General features: G+C 72.4%; 21 protein-coding genes and 1 tRNA gene. 9 read left to right on the forward strand and 13 right to left on the reverse strand.

Going from position 1 to position 17744, the window contains the following annotated elements:
• Nucleotides 1-526: 526 nt before the first annotated feature.
• Nucleotides 527-2035 carry a peptide deformylase gene (locus ACSNN7_RS25295; RefSeq protein ID WP_436683433.1) on the reverse strand — a complete coding sequence of 503 codons (1509 nt, stop codon included), beginning with the start codon at nucleotides 2033-2035 and terminating at the stop codon, nucleotides 527-529.
• Between the two features lie 389 nt (nucleotides 2036-2424).
• Here ACSNN7_RS25295 and ACSNN7_RS25300 point away from each other — a divergent pair, with 389 nt between their 5' ends.
• Complete coding sequence (locus ACSNN7_RS25300; protein ID WP_436683434.1) at nucleotides 2425-2913, forward strand: hypothetical protein; 489 nt, start codon at nucleotides 2425-2427, stop codon at nucleotides 2911-2913.
• Nucleotides 2914-2927: 14 nt separating this feature from the next.
• On the forward strand, nucleotides 2928-3719 hold the full coding sequence (locus ACSNN7_RS25305; RefSeq protein ID WP_436683435.1) for a phosphotransferase: 792 nt from the start codon (nucleotides 2928-2930) through the stop codon (nucleotides 3717-3719).
• 237 nt (nucleotides 3720-3956) lie between these two features.
• On the opposite strand, the gene ACSNN7_RS25310 is transcribed toward ACSNN7_RS25305, so the two are convergent.
• Both ACSNN7_RS25310 and ACSNN7_RS25315 read right to left on the reverse strand, forming a co-directional pair.
• Nucleotides 3957-4031 (reverse strand) — tRNA-Val (locus ACSNN7_RS25310).
• A gap of 117 nt (nucleotides 4032-4148) precedes the next feature.
• Complete coding sequence (locus tag ACSNN7_RS25315) at nucleotides 4149-4748, reverse strand: TIGR02611 family protein (protein ID WP_436683436.1); 600 nt, start codon at nucleotides 4746-4748, stop codon at nucleotides 4149-4151.
• 293 nt (nucleotides 4749-5041) lie between these two features.
• On the opposite strand from ACSNN7_RS25315, the gene ACSNN7_RS25320 reads away from it, so the two are divergent.
• Complete coding sequence (locus ACSNN7_RS25320; protein ID WP_007457244.1) at nucleotides 5042-5473, forward strand: SsgA family sporulation/cell division regulator; 432 nt, start codon at nucleotides 5042-5044, stop codon at nucleotides 5471-5473.
• A 72-nt stretch (nucleotides 5474-5545) separates the two neighbouring features.
• On the opposite strand, the gene ACSNN7_RS25325 is transcribed toward ACSNN7_RS25320, so the two are convergent.
• Nucleotides 5546-6325, reverse strand: coding sequence for an SDR family oxidoreductase (locus ACSNN7_RS25325; protein ID WP_436683437.1), 780 nt, complete (start codon nucleotides 6323-6325; stop codon nucleotides 5546-5548).
• Between the two features lie 141 nt (nucleotides 6326-6466).
• On the opposite strand from ACSNN7_RS25325, the gene ACSNN7_RS25330 reads away from it, so the two are divergent.
• Genes ACSNN7_RS25330 through ACSNN7_RS25340 form a run of 3 tightly spaced genes read left to right on the forward strand, consistent with a single transcriptional unit; the run spans nucleotide 6467 to nucleotide 8350 of the window.
• Nucleotides 6467-7354 (forward strand): helix-turn-helix transcriptional regulator, encoded by an 888-nt coding sequence (locus ACSNN7_RS25330; RefSeq protein WP_436683438.1) that lies wholly within the window; start codon nucleotides 6467-6469, stop codon nucleotides 7352-7354.
• A gap of 22 nt (nucleotides 7355-7376) precedes the next feature.
• Nucleotides 7377-7832: an RrF2 family transcriptional regulator gene (locus tag ACSNN7_RS25335; protein WP_436683439.1), complete on the forward strand. Its 456-nt coding sequence runs from the start codon at nucleotides 7377-7379 to the stop codon at nucleotides 7830-7832.
• A complete protein-coding gene (locus ACSNN7_RS25340) occupies nucleotides 7832-8350 on the forward strand; it encodes a GNAT family N-acetyltransferase (protein ID WP_436683440.1) in 519 nt (172 codons plus the stop codon). The genes ACSNN7_RS25335 and ACSNN7_RS25340 overlap by 1 nt, the downstream gene beginning before the upstream one ends.
• A 54-nt stretch (nucleotides 8351-8404) precedes the next feature.
• Here the strand turns inward: ACSNN7_RS25340 and ACSNN7_RS25345 are convergent, their stop codons facing one another.
• The 7 genes from ACSNN7_RS25345 to ACSNN7_RS25375 all read right to left on the reverse strand — a co-directional run bounded on the left by ACSNN7_RS25345 (nucleotide 8405) and on the right by ACSNN7_RS25375 (nucleotide 14016).
• Nucleotides 8405-9034 carry a malonic semialdehyde reductase gene (locus tag ACSNN7_RS25345; protein ID WP_436683441.1) on the reverse strand — a complete coding sequence of 210 codons (630 nt, stop codon included), beginning with the start codon at nucleotides 9032-9034 and terminating at the stop codon, nucleotides 8405-8407.
• Nucleotides 9031-9582, reverse strand: coding sequence for a flavin reductase family protein (locus ACSNN7_RS25350; protein WP_436683442.1), 552 nt, complete (start codon nucleotides 9580-9582; stop codon nucleotides 9031-9033). The genes ACSNN7_RS25345 and ACSNN7_RS25350 overlap by 4 nt, the downstream gene beginning before the upstream one ends.
• Nucleotides 9583-9637: 55 nt before the next feature.
• Nucleotides 9638-10972: an LLM class flavin-dependent oxidoreductase gene (locus ACSNN7_RS25355; protein ID WP_436683443.1), complete on the reverse strand. Its 1335-nt coding sequence runs from the start codon at nucleotides 10970-10972 to the stop codon at nucleotides 9638-9640.
• An 11-nt stretch (nucleotides 10973-10983) separates the two neighbouring features.
• Nucleotides 10984-11847 carry an ABC transporter permease gene (locus ACSNN7_RS25360; RefSeq protein WP_436683444.1) on the reverse strand — a complete coding sequence of 288 codons (864 nt, stop codon included), beginning with the start codon at nucleotides 11845-11847 and terminating at the stop codon, nucleotides 10984-10986.
• Nucleotides 11840-12784, reverse strand: a complete 945-nt coding sequence (locus tag ACSNN7_RS25365) for an ABC transporter ATP-binding protein (RefSeq protein ID WP_436683445.1) — start codon at nucleotides 12782-12784, stop codon at nucleotides 11840-11842. The genes ACSNN7_RS25360 and ACSNN7_RS25365 overlap by 8 nt, the downstream gene beginning before the upstream one ends.
• On the reverse strand, nucleotides 12781-13800 hold the full coding sequence (locus tag ACSNN7_RS25370) for an ABC transporter substrate-binding protein (protein WP_436683447.1): 1020 nt from the start codon (nucleotides 13798-13800) through the stop codon (nucleotides 12781-12783). Before ACSNN7_RS25370 ends, ACSNN7_RS25365 begins: the two co-directional genes overlap by 4 nt.
• 138 nt (nucleotides 13801-13938) lie before the next feature.
• Nucleotides 13939-14016 carry a putative leader peptide gene (locus tag ACSNN7_RS25375; protein ID WP_349881247.1) on the reverse strand — a complete coding sequence of 26 codons (78 nt, stop codon included), beginning with the start codon at nucleotides 14014-14016 and terminating at the stop codon, nucleotides 13939-13941.
• 242 nt (nucleotides 14017-14258) lie between these two features.
• Here ACSNN7_RS25375 and ACSNN7_RS25380 point away from each other — a divergent pair, with 242 nt between their 5' ends.
• Nucleotides 14259-14438 (forward strand): DUF4236 domain-containing protein, encoded by a 180-nt coding sequence (locus ACSNN7_RS25380; protein WP_436683448.1) that lies wholly within the window; start codon nucleotides 14259-14261, stop codon nucleotides 14436-14438.
• Nucleotides 14439-14495: 57 nt separating this feature from the next.
• On the opposite strand, the gene ACSNN7_RS25385 is transcribed toward ACSNN7_RS25380, so the two are convergent.
• Together ACSNN7_RS25385 and ACSNN7_RS25390 are read right to left on the reverse strand one after the other, a co-directional pair.
• Entirely contained in the window at nucleotides 14496-15386 is an 891-nt protein-coding gene (locus ACSNN7_RS25385; RefSeq protein ID WP_436683449.1) for a hypothetical protein, read from the reverse strand.
• A gap of 25 nt (nucleotides 15387-15411) precedes the next feature.
• On the reverse strand, nucleotides 15412-15933 hold the full coding sequence (locus tag ACSNN7_RS25390; RefSeq protein WP_436683450.1) for a VOC family protein: 522 nt from the start codon (nucleotides 15931-15933) through the stop codon (nucleotides 15412-15414).
• A 50-nt stretch (nucleotides 15934-15983) separates the two neighbouring features.
• Between ACSNN7_RS25390 and ACSNN7_RS25395 the strand changes: the two genes are divergently transcribed.
• Complete coding sequence (locus ACSNN7_RS25395; RefSeq protein ID WP_436683452.1) at nucleotides 15984-16442, forward strand: MarR family winged helix-turn-helix transcriptional regulator; 459 nt, start codon at nucleotides 15984-15986, stop codon at nucleotides 16440-16442.
• Between the two features lie 57 nt (nucleotides 16443-16499).
• On the forward strand, nucleotides 16500-17744 hold a 1245-nt coding region (locus ACSNN7_RS25400), incomplete at its 3' end, for a tetratricopeptide repeat protein (RefSeq protein WP_436683451.1).

Genomic DNA, 17744 nt, shown 5'->3' on the forward strand with positions numbered 1-17744 from the left:
CCCTACCTCCACCCCTTCCCCACCTTCGACCCGTGAGCGGCCGACGCGTTCCGTTCGGCAACTCCCCCGACCGACTGCAGACCGGTCCGCGGCTCGAGTCACGAGGTTGGAAGAGACGAAGGGACACACTGTCGTCCTGGTCCCGGTCAATTCCGGGACTCTTCATCGGGTCACATACTGACCCAAGGTGACGCGCGGGGCGGGGCGTGGGCTGCGGGCCGGCTGACTTTCCGCCCCGGCCGCCTACGGCGCCGCGCGGAGCGCCTTGATCTAGTACAGCTCAATTCGGCAACAGATCACAGGCAGCTCCGAGCCGACCGCGGCCAGCACGACACAGCCTGCCGCCCGACAACTTCCGCGCGCAGCGACGACGCAACCGTGGCGCCGCATCGGGGTCCGCTCGGTACACGGTGCCTGACCGATCCGCCAGCCCGATACGGTGCCTTCCGGTGCCCGACGCGTCTTCAGCCTGCACGCTCTACGCCGCTTCGGCCACCGACTCCAACCTCTCCCCCGGCCCTTGCCCTTACTGGGACCAGGGCTTACCAGTGCCCTTGTACTGCGACACGGGGATGGGAGACACGCCGTCGCGCATCTTGGCGGGGTAGAGGATGCCGTACACGTGGTCGATCTCGTGCTGGACCAAGCGGGCCACTCCCCCGGTGAAGGCGGTGATCCGGGTGGTGCCGTCGACGTCCTGGTGCTCGACCTCGATGCCGTGGGGCCTGGGCACCATCCCTCGGACGTCGAAGAAGCTCAGGCATCCCTCGTACTGCTCGTCGGTGTCGCCGGTTTCTGCGATCACCCTGGCGTTGAGCAACGTGATGATCTGACCGTCGGGGGTCCGGACGAGACTGGCATTACGGCTGATGCCAATCTGCGGCGCAGCGATACCCATCCCCTTCGCGAACTCGTGCACCTGCGCGGCCTGCTCCATCATCGTGGACAACTGCGCGATGACCCGCCGGGCATCCTCCGACTCGGCAGGCAGGTCGAAACGGCGGGCCTCGGTGGTGAGGATCGGATCGCCCTCCTGCACGATCCCGACCCGCTGCATCCGGTCGCTCGGGGTGAGCGTGTCCACCTGGTCCTCCTTCTCGGTCACTGCCTTGAAACGCCACGCGATACGGAACCGCGTGTGCAGGGGCGGCTCGGCCGTTGCCCAGGTGAACGTGACGGTCTCCCCGTCGCTCTCCCTCGTGATCGGCGTACGGAAGGCGGACGGCTCCGCGGTCATCGACGTTTCCGTACCCCACACGACGGGATCGAGGGCTGCCGGAAGGGTGAGAGACAGGCTCAGCCGTCGAGTGGGCAGCCGGATCGCGCGCTGCCACCACGGGCCCCACTTGTGCGCCGAGACGGTGTAGACGTACTCGATCCATCGTTCTTCGCCCGGATACAGCGGGAAGCGGCCGTCCTGGTTCTCGAACTGCAGCCAGACCTCTTTGAAGGCGTCCCGATCGTGCATGATCGTCCAGGCCATCGACTCGCCAGCGCACCGCGCGGTCAGATTGATCTCGGCCCAGGTCAGCGGATCGTTTCGGTACAGGTGGTTCGACCGCTCGGGATCGCCGGGGTGACGATCAACAGCGATGCGTACCAGGTACCGGGTGACCGGCTCGCTGCCGATGTTGCGTAGCAACCGCCGCACTCGGGTGCGATACACGCCGTCAGCCAGGGTGAGTTCGGCGTGCTCGTGCTCCACGACCAAGTCGGTGCCCGGCGCAGTCTGGGGATCGGGTACAACTGCCTCGGGTCGGCGCTGGGAGGGCGCCGGGTGGACCTGCGTTGCCGCGTGCAGCTCACGCCAGCGTCGGATGAGCGCCTGCCCCGCCTTCAATCCTCGGTCGGCGCTCTCCGCGAAGTCCCGGCTCGGGACGATGGTGCCGCTCTCGACCTTGCTGACGTACGACGGAGTGTAGCCGACCAGTCCCGCGAGAGCCTTCTGCGAATAGCCGGTGACCTCGCGCCAGTGGCGCAGTTCCGCGACGAACGCGGCGTGCTCCTCTGACAGTTGCTCCCGGTCCTGATTCACCGGCGGTCCTCCCGTGGCCCTGTGAATGGAATGAACGGCGGTTGATCGCTGGTCACCCTGTCGGCAACCGGTCGTCACCAGGTGTCATGGGATCGTGACCGATGAGCACCACGAGGCGATGCGCGACTCCGCTCGTCTGAACCGACAATGCGCCAAGCCCGCGAGACATTCGAGTGCATCGTGGCCTAGGCGCCGTTCCGAAGGTCGAGCCTGCACGCCGATCATCTTGCGCTGCGGCCTGGTCAGGGGACCTCCGCGACCAGCCCTACCGCGAGTCTCCTACGCATCATGATCGCTTCCCCACAAGACATGCACGGACGCAACTTAGCTTCGAAGGTACCGCGACGACGCGCCTTCCTCGCTGACCCGCACAGAATGAAGGAGGAGCCTTGAGTATCACCGCAGACAGGCCGGTCACGACGCTCGCCGCAGACCCTCGCACCCTGGTCTCGGCAGAGGTGTTCGACAAGATGGCCAGCTACTTCGCTGCCAGGCAGGAGGTGACCCAGACCTACGCCGACCGTGCGGTCGGGCAGTTCCTCGTCTTCCTGAAGGCGTACGCCGACCGCGCGGACAAGCCCGACTTCGGGATGCTCCTGCCGACCGGCGAGTCCTACCGGGTCGTGCCGACCCGGCCGGTCGACGCTGTCTGGCACGCCGCCCTCCAGATAAGTGAGCCCTACACGACCGCCTGCAACCAGATCGCGGGCCACTACGTGCACCACCGGCCGATCCTGACCGAAGCCATGCAGGACGGCACCGCCATCACCTACACACTCGCGGCACTGCACGACACCGGCTACCGCCTCGACATGGAATTCTGGGGCGGCGAGGCCGAATCCTGCTGTCCGCCGAACCCGCCTCAACCCGGCAAGTAGCAGAAAGAGAACCGATGCGTAGTGACTGGACCGCTCTGCCGGAGAGTGTCACGACAGGGATCGCCGAACGGGTCGGCGGAGCCTTCGACGTAACGCCGGCTTCGAGTGGCAACCATGCAGAGATCGCCTCGACGGTCACCGGGCCAGCCGGGCAGGTCTTCGTCAAGGCGGCCTCTGGAGAGCTGAGCGTTTGGTCACTGCGCTACGAGTTGGCGGCAACCGGGGCCATCGACCGGTACCCGCCCGCAGTCCTGTGGCACTTCGAGTCCGATGGCTGGCTGGTGGTGGGGACCGAGCATCTCGCCGGTCCCCACCCCGACCTGTCACCCGGCAGTGCGGATCTCGATCTGCTCGCCGTCACACTCAAGGGACTCCAGGAGACTCCCGCGCCCGGCGAGGCATGGTTCACCCCGCCAGCTCGCCTCGGGTTCGCACACCCTGCGATGGACGGCGAGACACTCATCCACTCCGACCTCAATCCCGCCAACTTGATCGTGACTCCACACGGCCTACGGATCGTCGATTGGGCATGGGCAACGAAGGCCGCTCCGTGGGTCGAACTCGCATTGCTCGTCCAGTGGCTGATCGGCAGCGGCCACAGCGCCGCACAGGCAGAACAGTGGCTGACGCAGTTTCCCGCATGGACCGCGACCGACCGCACGGTGTTGGACGACTTCGCGTCAAAGAACGCATCGAAGTGGTCGGCCAAGTCCCGGCAGAGCACCGAAGGCTGGGTACACGACCTGGCGACGTGGACCGGCGAGTGGGCGGCATACCGAACCGCCAGCCGTCAGTCAGGCCCGTGAGGGATGGCGGGATGCTCCCTCGTCACGCGGGGGCCCCGCACCGGTAGCTCCAAGTCCTCCACTAGCCGGTCAGCCCGGTCCGACCGGTGACCCGAGGCCGCCACCGGGACGACCCAACGGCCATCGGACAGCAGAGCCGAACGCCCTGCTCCCGATCTGCTCCCGACTTAAGGGGCAACAGCGCGGAAGCCCGTTACCGGCTGAACCGGTGACGGGCTTCCTACCTGCGTACATCCATGGTGGGCGATACTGGGATCGAACCAGTGACCTCTTCGGTGTGAACGAAGCGCTCTCCCGCTGAGCTAATCGCCCTCAGCGCCGATGACTCTACCTGATCGTGTGACCGGACCGGAAATCCGGGGTCCGCGCGCCGCACCCGGCCCGCCCGCGCGCCGCACCCGGCCCGTCCGGGCGCCGGGAGCCACCGAGTCAGTGCGTGGCGAGGTAGTGCATCAGCCGGGCCACCAGGTCGATGCCGAGGCTGTACTTGAGCGACAGCCAGACCACCGTGGCGACGAAGACCAGCCCCACGGAGCCGAGCAGCAGGCGTACCGGCAGGGAGCGGGAGGTGGCCCAGCGGGTCCAGGCGTGCACGTGCCGGCGGGTGAAGGCGAGCAGCCGGCGGGCCCAGTGGAACTCGACGGCCCAGATGGCGAGGCCGCCGAGGACGATCAGCCAGCCGGGGCCGGGCAGCGGGATGAGGGCGAGACCGAGGGTGACGACGAGCGCCCCGGCGATCGCGACGAAGATCTTGAGGGTGACCCGTCCGGTGGGGTTGGCGCGGATCAGGTCGAGGGTGGTGCGGACCCGGTGCCGGAAGCCGGTCGGGGGCCGGTCGGCCAGGGCCGTACCGGAGCGCCCGGAACCGGCCCGCACGGTCCGTGAGGCAGGTTCGGCACGTCCGCCGGAGCGGCCCTCGGAGGCCGACCGACCGGTCCTGTCGTGCTGATCCTTCGGCACCGCGTTCCCCCGCCTTTCGGCTGCTCGGACCCCTACTTTCGGTGACTCGGTCGCGGTCGCCGCATCCATTGAGGATCGGTTCGTGACCATTTCCACCCCCAGTGTCGTCCCGGCCCGTCACTTGCGCAGACCACTGGACGTTACCGGAGTAAGTCGACGACTGAGCCACCCGACGCCGGGCGGGATCACACACTGGGCAGACCGGAAATCGTACAAGAATTTTCACATTCTGGCGGCGCTTCCGAGGCACTTCCCACCACTGGGTGAAGTCAGCGTATGGCGGAGCGTAGCCAGGAGTAGCACCTGAGTATGGGAAAAGCGGGACACGCGCGTTCCGCAGCGGTGCCGGGGGGAGAACGTCCATGAGTGTCATCCGACCGACGACCGTAGAGGTCGAGACGTCGCTAAGGCTCGTCGCACCTGACGCCACCGCCTTGCCGGTGCGTGCCAGTCTGCGTTACGACCCTGCTGACCCGTATGCGGTCCATGTCCTGTTCCACGCCGAATCCGCCGGTGGCGAGGCCGTCAGTTGGTCCTTCGCCCGCGAACTGCTGGTGACCGGTCTCGACGAACCGGCCGGCATCGGCGACGTCCGGGTCTGGCCCTGGGCCACCCCACGCGGCGACTTCGTCGCGCTGGCGCTGTCGTCACCCGACGGCAACGCACTCTTCGAGGTGCCGCGCAGCGTCCTGGTGCGCTTCCTGCGGCGGACCTACGTCGTCGTCCCGCGCGGCCGCGAGGCCGAGCACCTCGACGTCGACACGGCGGTGAACCGGCTGCTCGCCGGCCGCTGACCCACCCGAAGAGGAGCCGCGCGGATCTGCCGAGTCCGCGCGGCTCCCGCTCACCTGCGATCCGGGTACGCCTCAGCCGTGCGTCGTGAGGCCGCCGTCGACCGGGATCACCGCGCCGGTCAGGTACGCCCCGGCGCGCGACGACAGGTAGATCGCCGTGCCCGCCATGTCCTCCGGGCGGCCGATCCGCCCCAGCGGTACCTGCTGCTCGATCGCCGAACGGGACGCCGGGTCATCGAGGGCGAAGGCCATCATCTTGCTCTCGAACGGGCCCGGGGCGATCGCGTTGACCGTGATCTGCTCACCGGCGAGCTGGTGGGCGAGGCTGCGGGTGAGCATGTGCACGGCGGCCTTCGTGGCCGAGTACGCGTAAACCTCCATGGACGGCACCCGGATGCCGTCCACCGAGCCGATGTTGATCACGCGGACCGGGTCGTCGGGGCCGGCCGAGGCGCGCAGCGCCGGCAGCAGCGCGGTGGTGAGCCGGAAGACCGCCTTGACGTTCACCGCCCAGAGCTTGTCGAACGCGCTCTCCGGGTACGCCTCCAGCGGCGCGCCCCAGGTCGCGCCCGCGTTGTTGACCAGCACGTCGAGCCGGTCCGAGGTGCGCTCCTGCACGGCCGCGGCCAGCGCCTCGGCGCCCGCGTCGTGGCCCAGGTCGGCGGGGACGGCCTCGCAGCGCCCCTCCGCGGAGAGCTCCTCGGCCACCGCCTCGCAGACGTCGGCCTTGCGGGACGAGACGATCACCCGGGCACCCGCCTGCACGAAGCCCCGGGCGATCATCAGCCCGATTCCCCGCGTGCCGCCGGTGACCAGGACCGTCTTGCCGGCGACCGAGAACAGATCAGTCATGCCCGTCCTTCGCGAGTCCGGTGGACCTACCGCTCGGTAACCTAGCCGCGACCGCCGACCGGGGACAACCCCCGCGGACGCGGCACCGCAGTCCCGTCGCCGGGATGCGACCGCCCCCACCTCCGGTTACCGTCGCAGGTGATGGTCCCTTCCGGTCAGCTCTCCCCGGCAACCCGTTCCGACCCGTCCACCGCCGAGATCGACCTGCTCGACCTCGGTCACCTCGCCACCGAGCCCGGCTGGCGCCGCCCGACCCTGCTCGACGCGGATCTGCTGATCCTGGTCACCGGCGGGCACGGCACCGCCGAGCTGGACTTCCGTGCGCTGGCCTGCCGGCCGGGCACGCTGCTGCGGGTCAGCCCCGGCCAGGTGCTGCGCTGCACCCCGCAGCTCGACGCCACGGTGGTGCGCTGGCGCGAGGAGGCACTGCGCGGTCTCGACGTCGACCCGGACGCGGTGCCGACGTACCACCAGCTGGCCGGCGAGGACGAGGACGCGGTCATCAACGAGGTCAGCCAGTTGGCGGTGGACAGTCGCCGGCACCGCGGCGACCCGGCCGCGCGGAGCCTGCTGCGCCACGAGCTGGCGGTGCTGCTGCTGCGCCTGGCGCTGCTCCCCACCGACCGGCCGACCGGCGCCGACGCGCCGCAGCGCGCCGAACTGGCCACCTTCCACCGGCTCTGCCGGGAGATCGAGCGCGGCTACCAGCACACCCGCCGGGTGGAGGACTACGCCGCCCGGTTGGGCTGCTCGGTGCGTACCCTGACCCGGGCCTGCCTGGCGGTGACCGGGCGCAGCGCCAAGCAGGTCGTCGACGAGCGGGTCGCGCTCCAGGCCAGCCGGCTGCTGGCGGCCACCGACGAGCCGGTGGCCCGGATCGGTCGCCGGCTGGGCTTCCCCGAGCCGACCAACTTCGGTCGCTTCTTCACCCGCGAGGTCGGGGTGAGCCCGGGGGCGTTCCGCGCCGCGCGGGGACAGCCGCCGCGTCGGATCATCCGGCCGCGTCGGCCCGTCGACCCGACCGGCTGACCGGGCCGGGCATGATGGCGGGGTGCAGATCTCCGCGCGCGGCGACTACGCGGTACGGGCGGCGCTGAGCCTGGCCACCGCGTACCCCTCGCTGCTGTCCACCCAGGCGATCGCCACCGAGCAGGACATGCCGCGCAAGTTCCTGGAGGCGGTCCTGGCCGATCTGCGCCGGGCCGGGATCGTGCGCGCCCAGCGCGGCGCGGAGGGCGGCTACACGCTGGCCCGGCCGCCCCGCGAGGTCACCGTCGGCGCGATCCTGCGCGCCGTGGAGGGCCCGCTGGCCGGGGTACGCGGGCTGCGCCCCGAGGAGACCCGGTACGAGGGTGCGGCGGAGAACCTGCCCCGGCTCTGGGTGGCCGTCCGGGCCGCCGTGCGGCAGGTGCTCGACGAGGTCAGCCTGGCCGAAGTGGTCAGTGGCCGGCTGCCCGCGCACGTCCGGAAGCTGACCGCCCTGCCCGACGCCTGGGAGCCCCGTTGATGCCCACCCCCGTCCTGCGCACCGACCGGCTGCTGCTGGAGTCGTACCGCCCGGCGGACGCCGACGACTTCGTCTCCCTGCTCAGCGACCCGGAGGTGGGCCGGTTCATGGGCGACGGCCCGATGGTCCCCGCCGACGCCGCCGCCCTGTTCGGCCGGGTCTTCACCACGGTCTACGCCGAGGACCTGTTCGACGTCTGGGCGGTGCGCCGCGACGGCCGGTACGTCGGGCACGCCGAGGTCAAGCGCACCGACCAGGTCGACGGCCACGAGCTGGTGTACGCCCTGACGAAGCCGGCCTGGGGCGTCGGCCTCGGCACCGAGCTGGCCTCGGCCCTGGTCCGGTACGGCTTCGACGCCCTCGACCTGCCCCGGGTGTACGCCACCGTTGCCGAGGCCAACACCGCCTCGCTGGCGCTGCTGGGCAAGCTCGGCTTCGTCCACGAGCGCAACGTCACCGAGGACGACGGCAGCGTCACCCGGGTCCTCGCCGTCGACCGCGCGCCGGCGCCCGGCTGAAGCCAGCCCGCCTGATCCGGCCCGCCTGATCCGGCACCGGCGCGCGCCCCCGCGTCACACCGTGCGGATCACCTCCTCGGCGGACAGCCGGGGCAGCCGATCGTGCCAGGCGTCGGGCCCGGGACGGCCGATGTTGACCAGCAGCAGCACCTCGTGCCGGCCGTCGGGGAAGAACTCGCCCCGCACCCCGGCGGCGTCGAAGCCGGCCATCGGTCCGGCGGCCAGCCCGGCGGCGCGCACCCCGAGCAGGAAGTAACCGGCCTGGAGGGTGGCGTTGAACCGGGCCTGGGCGAGCCGCTCCGCCCGGTCGGCCAGCCAGCGCCCCGCCTCCGGCCGGTGCGGGAAGAGCTCCGGCAGCCTCCGGTGGAAGTCCACGTCGGCGGCGAGCACCGCGACCAGCGGGGCGGCGGCCGTCTTGGCCCGGTTGCCGGCGGAGACGTGCGGCAGCAGCCGGGCGCGCGCCGCCGCGGAGCGCACCAGCAGCACCCGCAGCGGCTGGCCGTTGAGCGCGGTCGGCCCGTACCGGATGAGGTCGTGGACGGCGGCGATCTGGGCGTCGGTGACCGGCTCGGCGGTGAAGGTGTTCGCCGTGCGGGCCGCCCGGAAGAGCAGGTCCTGGGCGGCCCGGTCCAGCGCGAGCAGGTCCGGCCCGGCCGGGGCGGCCACCTCGGCCACCCCGGTCACGCCGGGACCGCCGGGACCGCCGTGGCGGTGCTGGTGTAGCCGCCCCGGTGGTACACCAGCGGCTCACCGTCCTCGCCCGCGCCCAGGGCCAGCGGTTCGGCGATGACGACCGCGTGGTCCCCGGCCGGGACCCGGAGCACCACCCGGCAGAGCAGCCGGGCCAGCACCCCGTCGAGCAGCGGCAGCCCGAACGGCCCGGGCGACCATCGCGGGTACGCGGCGAACCGGTCGATGCCGCTGGTGGCGAAGACCCGCGCAGCCTCCCGCTGCTCGGCGGCGAGCAGGTGCACCGCGACGTGTTCGGCGCGCTCCAGCACCGGCCAGCTCGACGAGGCGACGCCGAGGCAGAACGAGACCAGCGGCGGGTCGAGCGAGACCGAGGTGAACGAGGTGGCGGTGAAGCCGGCCCGCAGCGGCGCGCCGACCCCGCCGAGGCAGGCCGGGTCGGTGCCCCGGGCGACGGCGGTGACCACGGTGACCGTGGACGCCTGCCGGCGCAGCAGGCCCCGGAACAGGTCCCGGTCCACCGGCAGCAGGTCGGCGCTCACGCGGCCGCCTCAGCTCGCGACTGCGGGGCTCGCAACCCCGGCTCACTCCTCGCGCTCACGCCGCCGCCAGCTCGCGGGCGGCGTACGAGCTGTCCGGGCGGGGCAGCCCGTAGTGCTCGCGCAGCGTACGACCGGTGTACTCGTGCCGGAACAGGCCACGGGCGCGCAGCAGCGGCACCACGTGGTCGACGAAGTCGGCCAGCCCGCTGGGCAGCAGCGGCGGCATCACGTTGAAGCCGTCGGCGGCGCCCTGGGTGAACCACAGCTCGACCTGGTCGGCGATCTGCTCCGGGGTGCCGGCCACCACCCGGTGCCCGCGACCGCCGCCGAGCCGGCCGATCAGCTGCCGCAGGGTGAGCCGTTCCCGGCGGGCCAGCTCGACGACGAGCTGGTAGCGGCTCTGGTGGGCCTGGACGCTGGTCACGTCGGGCAACTCGGGCAGCGGGCCGTCCAGCGGGTGGCCGCTGAGGTCGATCCCGGTCATCCCGGAGAGCTGCGCCACGGCGTGCTCGGGGACGATCAGCGCTTCCAGCTCGACGGCGAGGGCCTGCGCCTCGGCCTCCGTACCTCCGATCACCGGGGCGATGCCCGGCAGCACCTTGACCAGGTCGGGGTCGCGGCCGGCGGCGGCGGTGGCCTGCTTGAGGGCGGCGTAGAAGGCCTGCCCGTCGGCGAGGGTCTGCTGGGCGGTGAAGACCGCCTCGGCGTACCGGGCGGCGAAGGCGATGCCGTCCGCCGACGAGCCGGCCTGCACCAGCAGCGGCCGGCCCTGCGGCGGCCGGGGGGTGTTCAGCGGGCCGCGGACCCGGAAGTGCGCACCGGCGTGGCCGACCTCGTGCACCCGGTCGGTGTCGGCGAAGACCCCGGCCGCGGCGTCCAGGACCAGGGCGTCGTCCTCCCAGCTGTCCCAGAGCTTGGTCGCCACGTCGACGAACTCGGCGGCCCGCCGGTACCGGTCGGCGTGCGCGGGGTGCTCGTCGAGGTTGAAGTTCCACGCCTCCCGCGCCTGGGCGGAGGTGACGATGTTCCAGCCGGCCCGGCCGCCGCTGAGGTGGTCCAGCGAGGCGAACTTGCGGGCGATGTTGAACGGCTCGTTGTAGGTGGTGGAGACGGTGGCGATCAGGCCGATGTGCTCGGTGGCGGTGGCCAGCGCGGCGAGCAGGGTGAGCGGTTCGAAGACGGCCTGGATGTTGTGCCGCACGGCCGGTCCGACGGCCAGCCCGTCGGCGAGGAAGACCGAGTCGAGGGTGCCGCGCTCGGCGATGCGGGCCAGCTCGACGAAGTGCCGGACGTCGCCGACCCGGCTCGGGTCGGTGCGCGGGTGCCGCCAGGCCGCCTCGTGGTGGCCGACGCCCATCAGGAATGCGTTCAGGTGCAGGGTGCGGGACATGGCGTTTCCTCTCAGGCGGTGACGTCGACGCGCCAGGTGGAGAAGCGGCGTTCGACGGTGACGAGGAGCTGGTTGACGACGAGGCCGATGGCGGAGATCGTGATGATCCCGGCGTACATGTCGGGAATGGCGAAGTTGTACTGGGCGTAGTTGACGAGGTAGCCGAGCCCGGCCTTCGCGCCGACCATCTCGGCGGCGACCAGCACGAGGATCGAGTACGCCCCGGCGAGCCGGACGCCGGTGAAGACCGTCGGCACCGCCGCCGGCAGGATCACCTTCTGGAACAGCCGCAGGTGGTCCAGGCCCATCGAGCGGGCGGAGCGCACCAGCAGCGGGTCGACGCCCTTCACCCCGGCGATGGTGTTCAGCAGGATCGGCCAGGAGCAGGCGTAGAGCACCAGTGCGATCTTGGAGGTCTCCCCCAGGCCGAGGATCAGCACGAAGACCGGCAGCAGGGCCAGCGCGGCGGTGTTGCGGAACACCTCCAGCAGCGGACTGAGCAGGTCGGCCAGGGGCCGGTACCAGCCGATCAGCAGCCCGAGCGGGATGGCGATGAGCACGGCCAGGCCCAGCCCGGTCAGCGAGCGGGTCAGGCTGGCCTGCACGTGGTCGGCGAGCTGCCCGCTGGTCAGCAGCGCCCACCAGGCCACCAGCACCTCCGACAGCGGCGGCAGGAAGACCCGGTCGACCAGGCCGGCGCGGGGCGCGGTCTCCCAGACGGCGGCGAGCGCGAGCAGCGCGGCGCTGCGGTGCAGCACCCGCCCGCCGAGGCCGAGCAGCCGGCCGGGCAGCGCGGGCGCGGCGGCGGCCGGGGCCGCCGGGGGCGCGGCGGCGGGGACCGCCGGCCGGGTGGGTCGTTCGGCGATGTCAACCAACGCGGGCCTCCTCGGTCCGGGCCGCCGTCGGCGCCGCGCGCTGCGCGTCGGCGCCGGCCACGGCGGGGGTACGACCACCGTCGGCTCCGGTGCCGGCGGGGCGGCCGGCCCTCGGGGCGCGGGCGGCGGGGCGTTCGGCGGACTGGGCGGCGCGCACCTCGTCGCGCAGGAGCGTCCAGATCTCGTGCCGGTGGTGCCGGAAGGCGTCGGACGAGCGGACGTCCTCGGTGGCGCCCCGGTCGCCGAGGCCGATGTCGATGACCTGCTTGATCCGCCCCGGGCGGGAGGTCATCACGGCGACCCGCTGGCCGAGGTAGACCGCCTCGTCGATGCCGTGGGTGATGAACACGATCGTCTTGCCGGTGCGCTGCCAGATCCGCACCAGCTCGTCCTGCAGCGAGTCGCGGGTCTGCGCGTCCAGGGCGGCGAACGGCTCGTCCATCAGCAGCACGTCCGGGTCGTACGCGAGGCTGCGGGCGATCGCCACCCGCTGCTTCATGCCGCCGGAGAGCTCGTGTGGGTAGCGCTCGGCGAACCCGCCGAGCCCGACCAGTTCGAGGTGCTGTGCGACCAGCTCGGCCCGCTCGGCGCGGGGCACCCCCTTGGCCTCCAGTCCGAACGCGACGTTGCCGGCGGCGGTGCGCCAGGGCAGCAGCGCGTACTGCTGGAAGACGATGCCCCGGTCGAGGCCGGGCCCGGTGACCGGGCGGCCGTCGACCAGCACCTGCCCGGTGGTGGGCTTCGACAGCCCGCCGAGCAGGTCGAGCAGGGTCGACTTGCCGCAGCCGCTGGGGCCGACGACGACCAGGAACTCGCCGGGGCGTACCCCGAGGGTGAGCTGGTCCAGGGCGGTGACCGCGCCGGCGGACGCGCGCCGCCCGGCGCGGACGCCGAAGGTCTTGGTGACCCGGTCGAAGAGGACCTTGTCGTCGCTCACGCGGCACCGCCACCAGAGGCGAACGAGTTGTACTCGTTGGTGTAGAGGTCGCCCGGCTTCGGCTTCTCGCCCTTGAGTTCGCCGGTGTCGGCGAGCCAGTCGATCCAGGTGGTGAACTCGCGGTCGGTGATGACGCCGCCCTTGCCGGCGACGCCGCTGCTCTTCCAGTAGCGCACCAGCGCCGGGTCCTCGTTGCGGCCGCGCTTGGCGATGATCGCCTCCAGCCGGGCCACCACGGTCTCCCGGGGCTGGGTGCGGGCCCACTCGATGGCCCTGCCCACTCCGCTGACGAACGTCTTCACGGTGTCCGGGTTGCGCTTGAGGAAGTCGTCGCGGAAGACGTAGGACCCGCCGCTGAACGCGCCGAGCAGTTCGTGGTCGGTGAAGACGGTGCGGACGCCGCCGTTGGCGACCGCCTTGTCGCGGATCACGCCGCCGAGCACCGCGACGTCGATCTGCTGCTGCCGCAACGACTGCTCGGAGTTCACCGGCGGGATGGCGACCAGCTCGACCCGGGCGATCTCGGCCGGGCTGAGCCCGTTGCGGGCCAGCCAGATCTTCAGTACCGCCTCGGCGTGCGCGCCGAGGGTGTTCATGCCGACCTTCTTGCCGATCAGGTCGCGGGCGGTCCGGATCGGACTGTCGTCGAGGACGTAGTAGCCCTGGAAGGTCTGCGCGTCGGAGCCGTAGTAGCTGATTACGGCGGTGATCGGCGCGCCGGCGGCGGCGAGCTTGACGATGGCGCCGTTGAACGCGCCGCCGAAGTCGCTCTGCCCGGTGGCGGTGGCCTGGATGTCCTGCGGACCGCCGGTGACGTTGCCGATCCAGTTCAACTTGACGTCGCCGAGGTAGCCGAGGTCGGCGGCGAGTTCCGGGAGGGTGACCTGGCCGACGGAGCCCTGGTAGCGCAGCTCCTTGGTCTGGCCGGACGCATCGGCGTCCGCGGTGCAGGCGGTGGCGCTGGTCAGGGCGAGCAGGGCCGCGACGGCGGCGAGGGTACGACGGAACGAGGACATGGGTGTCTCCTGATCTGAGCACGAGGAGGACCGCGCCCGGTGGCGCGGGGGTACGCCGGCGCGCGGCGCCGGGCCGTCGTGGGCCGGGCCGTGCGGTGTGGCGGTGAATGGTTGGTGCGGACGGCGGTGGGCGTCAGCTCAACAGAGCGCGCTCGCGTGCCGGACCAGGTCGACGTGCACGCGAGCGGTGAGGAGAAGCTCGTCCCGCTGCGACATGAGCCCATGCTGCCGGGGCGTCAGGAGCCCGGTCAACGGCCTTCCAGAACATGAGATGCGCGTCGCTGTCTTTGTTGCATCCCTTGCCGAGCTGGGTTTACCGCGCCGCAACACCTATCGGCTGAGTAGGGATTGGGTGACCGTCCTGAGCGGATCTTCAGCAGGTTTCGCGAATCGTCGATCCGGGCATGTTCGGTGACGTCAGAGCAGGGCAGTACAGGGCAGGGTGAGGGGAGCCGACAATGGGTCTGATGTTCCGCAAGCGCAAGAAGTACGGGCCGATCATCCTGAACTTCACCGAGAACGGCATGTCCTCGTGGACCGTCAAGATCGGTCGCTGGTCCTGGAACTCCAAGGCCAAGGCGCACCGGGTCGACCTGCCGGGGCCGCTGTCCTGGAAGCAGGACAAGACCCGGGCATGACCTCCCGAGGTCGAGCGGGGTGCCGGTGGTTCACCGGCACCCCGCTCCGCGTCCGGGTCAGCCGGCCGGCCGATCACCCTCGCTCGCGCTGATCAGCACGTCGCCGCCGAGCCGGCCGTGCTCCGGGTCGCGGGTGACCGCGCCGGAGTGCAGCAGGGTCATCAGCGCGGGCACCGTGTCGGCGGCCCGGTAGACGGTCGCGGTGAGGGTGTGCCGGCGCAGCTCGGTGACCGTACGCGGGCCGGAGCGGGCCAGCTCGGCCAGCAGCTCGCGGCGCAGCGGCCCCGGCTCCGGGTGCAGGGCGATGTCGAGCAGCCCGCCCGCCGGGTCCTCGGGGTCGCGGTAGCGCACCCCGGCGAACTCGTCGACCTCCCAGAGCGCGTCCTTGAACGCCTCCAGGCTCTTGTCCAGCCGGGTGCCGAAGGCGACCCGACGGGCCGGCGACCCGTCGGCGGGTACCAGCTCGACCTCGGTGACCAGCGGAAAACCCGCGCCGGTCAGCGCAGGCCGCAGCGGGGCCGACCCGGGCGCGGTGAGCAGCAGCTCGGCCGGACGACCGGTCGTCGCGGCGGCCAGCAGCGCCGGCTCGGCCGTCGCGTCGGCGAGGGTCAGCAGCGGTGCGCCGGCCGCGCCGGCCGCCTTGAGCACCACCGGCAGCCGGGACGCGTCGCCCGGCACCACGTGCACGGCCACGTCGGCCGGCAGCACCGCCTCGATCGGGCCGAGCCGGGCCGGCAGGTCGGGCCCGCCGCCGAGCACCAGGACGGTCAGCCGCCGGCCCCGGAGCCGGTCGGCGAACTCGGCCACCACCCGCAGGACGGCCTCGGCGGCGCCGGGATCCGGGAACGCCAGGGCGAGGGTGGCCCACCGGGAACGGTGCAGCGCTCCCGGCAGCCAGTGGTCGAGCTGCCGGACGAGCAGCTCACGCAGGACGGTGTCGGTGGACATCCTGCCGTTGTACCGTACGGCGGTCTCAGACCGGCACGGAGACGCCGACCCCGCCCCGGGTCTGGCCGCCGTAGCGCCGCCGCTCCCGGTCGAGATCCAGCCGGCCGATCCGCTTGCGCGCCGCGAGCGCCTCGTCGTCGAGCAGGTCCGCCGGGACGATCCAGACGATCTCGAACTCCAGGCCGTCCGGGTCCTGCCCGTAGAGGCTCTTGGTGGTGCCGTGGTCGGAGGTGCCGACCAGCGCACCGGCTGCGGCCAACCGCTCGGCGGTGGCGGCCAGCTCGTCGAGGGTGTCCAGCTCCCAGGCCAGGTGGTAGAGGCCCACGGTGGCGCGCCCGGCCTGCGACCGGCCGGCCGCCGCGCCGATCTCGAACAGGCCGAGGTCGTGGTCGTTGGTGGAGTCGGCCGCCTGGAGGAAGGCGGCGCCACGGAACCCGTCCGGGGTCATCGCCACCGGCCGGAAGCCCAGCACGTCGCGGTAGAAGGCGACGCTGCGCTCGAGGTTGCTGACGTAGAGGACGGCGTGGTTGAGGCGATGGATTCCCATGCATCCCACGCTAGCGCCGATTAGTTGAGCCTTCAACAATTGCCGCTATGATGGCCGTCATGACCCGGTGGCTGGACCCCGACGAGCAGCGCACCTGGCGGGCCTTCCTGGCCGCCTCCCGCGTGCTGATGGACACCCTCGACCGCGAGCTGCAACGCGATGCGGGGATGCCGCACGCCTACTACGAGATCCTGGTCCGGCTCTCCGAGGCCCCGGGACGGAAGCTGCGGATGAGCGAACTGGCCGACGTGACCGGCTCCTCGCGCAGCCGGCTCTCGCACGCCGCCGCCCGGCTGGAGGCGGCCGGGTGGGTCCGGCGCGAGGACTGCCCGACCGATCGGCGCGGCCAGCTGGCCGTCCTCACCGACGACGGCTTCGCGGTGCTCGCCGCCGCCGCGCCCGGCCACGTCGAGGGGGTACGCCGCCACCTCTTCGACGCGCTCAGCCCGGCCCAGGTCGACCAGCTGCGCCGGATCAGCGAGACGCTGGTCGCCCACCTGGAAAGTTGACGACTCCGATCACCGTCGGGGGTTGTACAACCCGTGGCCGGACGAGCACGATGGGGCGTGTCCTCCGGCTTCGCTGAACTGACCCTCCAGGCGCACCACCTGGTGTCCGCCGGCGACCTGGCCGGCGCGCAGCGACTGCTCGCCGACGCGCTGACCGACGCCGACCCCCGGCCCGACCACGCCACCCCCGAGCTGGCCGACGCCGCCGGGCTCCAGGCGCGGGTGCTGGTCGCGCTCGGCGAGCCGCACTCCGCGCGCGGCTGGGCGGCCTTCGCGTACGCCGCCGCCACCCGGCTGCACGGGCGCTCGGACGAGCGGACCATCTCGGCCGGGGCGACGCTGGCCGCGGTGCTGCACCGGGTCGGCAGCGACGCCCGCGCCGCGCGGCTCTACTCCGAGGTGATCCTGGAGCTGACCGCCCGGGACGGGCCGGAGTCGCTGCGGGTGCTGGCCGCGCACGCCGACCTGGCCACCGTGGAGTACGCCCGGGGCCAGTGCGCGCAGGCCCGGGAACGCCTCCAGGACGCCTGGGAGCTGCACCGCGAGGTCTACGGCGACGGCCACGCCAGCGGCATCAAGATGCTGGCCCGGCTCGGGGCGATGCAGCGCGACTGCGGCCGGTTCACCGAGGCGCACGACAACCTGGCGCTCGCCCGCGAACTGGCCCGCCAGCACCTGACCGCCGACGACCCGCTCGCCCGGCAGGTCGCCGCGCTGGCCCGGGCGGCCGCCGACCCGGACCACGTCTGCGACGACGAGCCGCCGCCCGAGCGGGACACGCCGGTGGTGCCGTCCGCCCGCACCGCCCCGGCCGACGAGGGGCCACCGGAGCCGCCCGCCTGGCCGGTGGGGCCGGCCGCGACCGACCGGACGTACCCGCCGACGGTGCCCGGCCAGCGGCTGCCCACCGAGGACGCCGAGACCCCGTACGCCGACCACCCGGACGCCGACTGGTGGCCGCCGGAACCGGCCGTCGAGCCGGAGCGCCCCGCCCACGAGCCGGTCCCCCCGTCCGTGGCCGGGCTGGCCGGCGGGTACGCCGAGGAGGCGCCCGGGGTGCACCGGGTCGGCCGGCACGAACCCGACCGCTCCCGGCTGCTGCCGGTGGTGGTGCCCCGGCACCACGCCCCGCCGCCGCGGCGCAACCGGGCCACCCCGGCGGTGGTGGCCGGGCTGACCGTGGTGGTGCTGGGCACCGTCGCGGTGGTCGCCGGGGTGTCCCAGGTCGACGGGGCCGACGACCCGCCGGTGCTCCGCAGCTCCTCGGTGAGCCGCTGGGCGGCCTGCTCACGCATGGCGTCC

The organism is Micromonospora sp. URMC 105, assembly GCF_051386295.1.
GTDB lineage: Bacteria > Actinomycetota > Actinomycetes > Mycobacteriales > Micromonosporaceae > Micromonospora.

What these genes read in the sequence shown, in the direction of transcription:
- ACSNN7_RS25385 (WP_436683449.1), bottom strand. Translation starts at nt 15,386, where the DNA reads ATGTCCACCGACACCGTCCTGCGTGAGCTGCTCGTCCGGCAGCTCGAC.
- ACSNN7_RS25305 (WP_436683435.1), top strand. Translation starts at nt 2,928, where the DNA reads ATGCGTAGTGACTGGACCGCTCTGCCGGAGAGTGTCACGACAGGGATC.
- ACSNN7_RS25320 (WP_007457244.1), top strand. Translation starts at nt 5,042, where the DNA reads ATGAGTGTCATCCGACCGACGACCGTAGAGGTCGAGACGTCGCTAAGG.
- ACSNN7_RS25380 (WP_436683448.1), top strand. Translation starts at nt 14,259, where the DNA reads ATGGGTCTGATGTTCCGCAAGCGCAAGAAGTACGGGCCGATCATCCTG.
- ACSNN7_RS25340 (WP_436683440.1), top strand. Translation starts at nt 7,832, where the DNA reads ATGCCCACCCCCGTCCTGCGCACCGACCGGCTGCTGCTGGAGTCGTAC.
- ACSNN7_RS25370 (WP_436683447.1), bottom strand. Translation starts at nt 13,800, where the DNA reads ATGTCCTCGTTCCGTCGTACCCTCGCCGCCGTCGCGGCCCTGCTCGCC.
- ACSNN7_RS25325 (WP_436683437.1), bottom strand. Translation starts at nt 6,325, where the DNA reads ATGACTGATCTGTTCTCGGTCGCCGGCAAGACGGTCCTGGTCACCGGC.
- ACSNN7_RS25395 (WP_436683452.1), top strand. Translation starts at nt 15,984, where the DNA reads ATGGCCGTCATGACCCGGTGGCTGGACCCCGACGAGCAGCGCACCTGG.
- ACSNN7_RS25330 (WP_436683438.1), top strand. Translation starts at nt 6,467, where the DNA reads ATGGTCCCTTCCGGTCAGCTCTCCCCGGCAACCCGTTCCGACCCGTCC.
- ACSNN7_RS25315 (WP_436683436.1), bottom strand. Translation starts at nt 4,748, where the DNA reads ATGGATGCGGCGACCGCGACCGAGTCACCGAAAGTAGGGGTCCGAGCA.
- ACSNN7_RS25390 (WP_436683450.1), bottom strand. Translation starts at nt 15,933, where the DNA reads ATGGGAATCCATCGCCTCAACCACGCCGTCCTCTACGTCAGCAACCTC.
- ACSNN7_RS25355 (WP_436683443.1), bottom strand. Translation starts at nt 10,972, where the DNA reads ATGTCCCGCACCCTGCACCTGAACGCATTCCTGATGGGCGTCGGCCAC.
- ACSNN7_RS25375 (WP_349881247.1), bottom strand. Translation starts at nt 14,016, where the DNA reads ATGTCGCAGCGGGACGAGCTTCTCCTCACCGCTCGCGTGCACGTCGAC.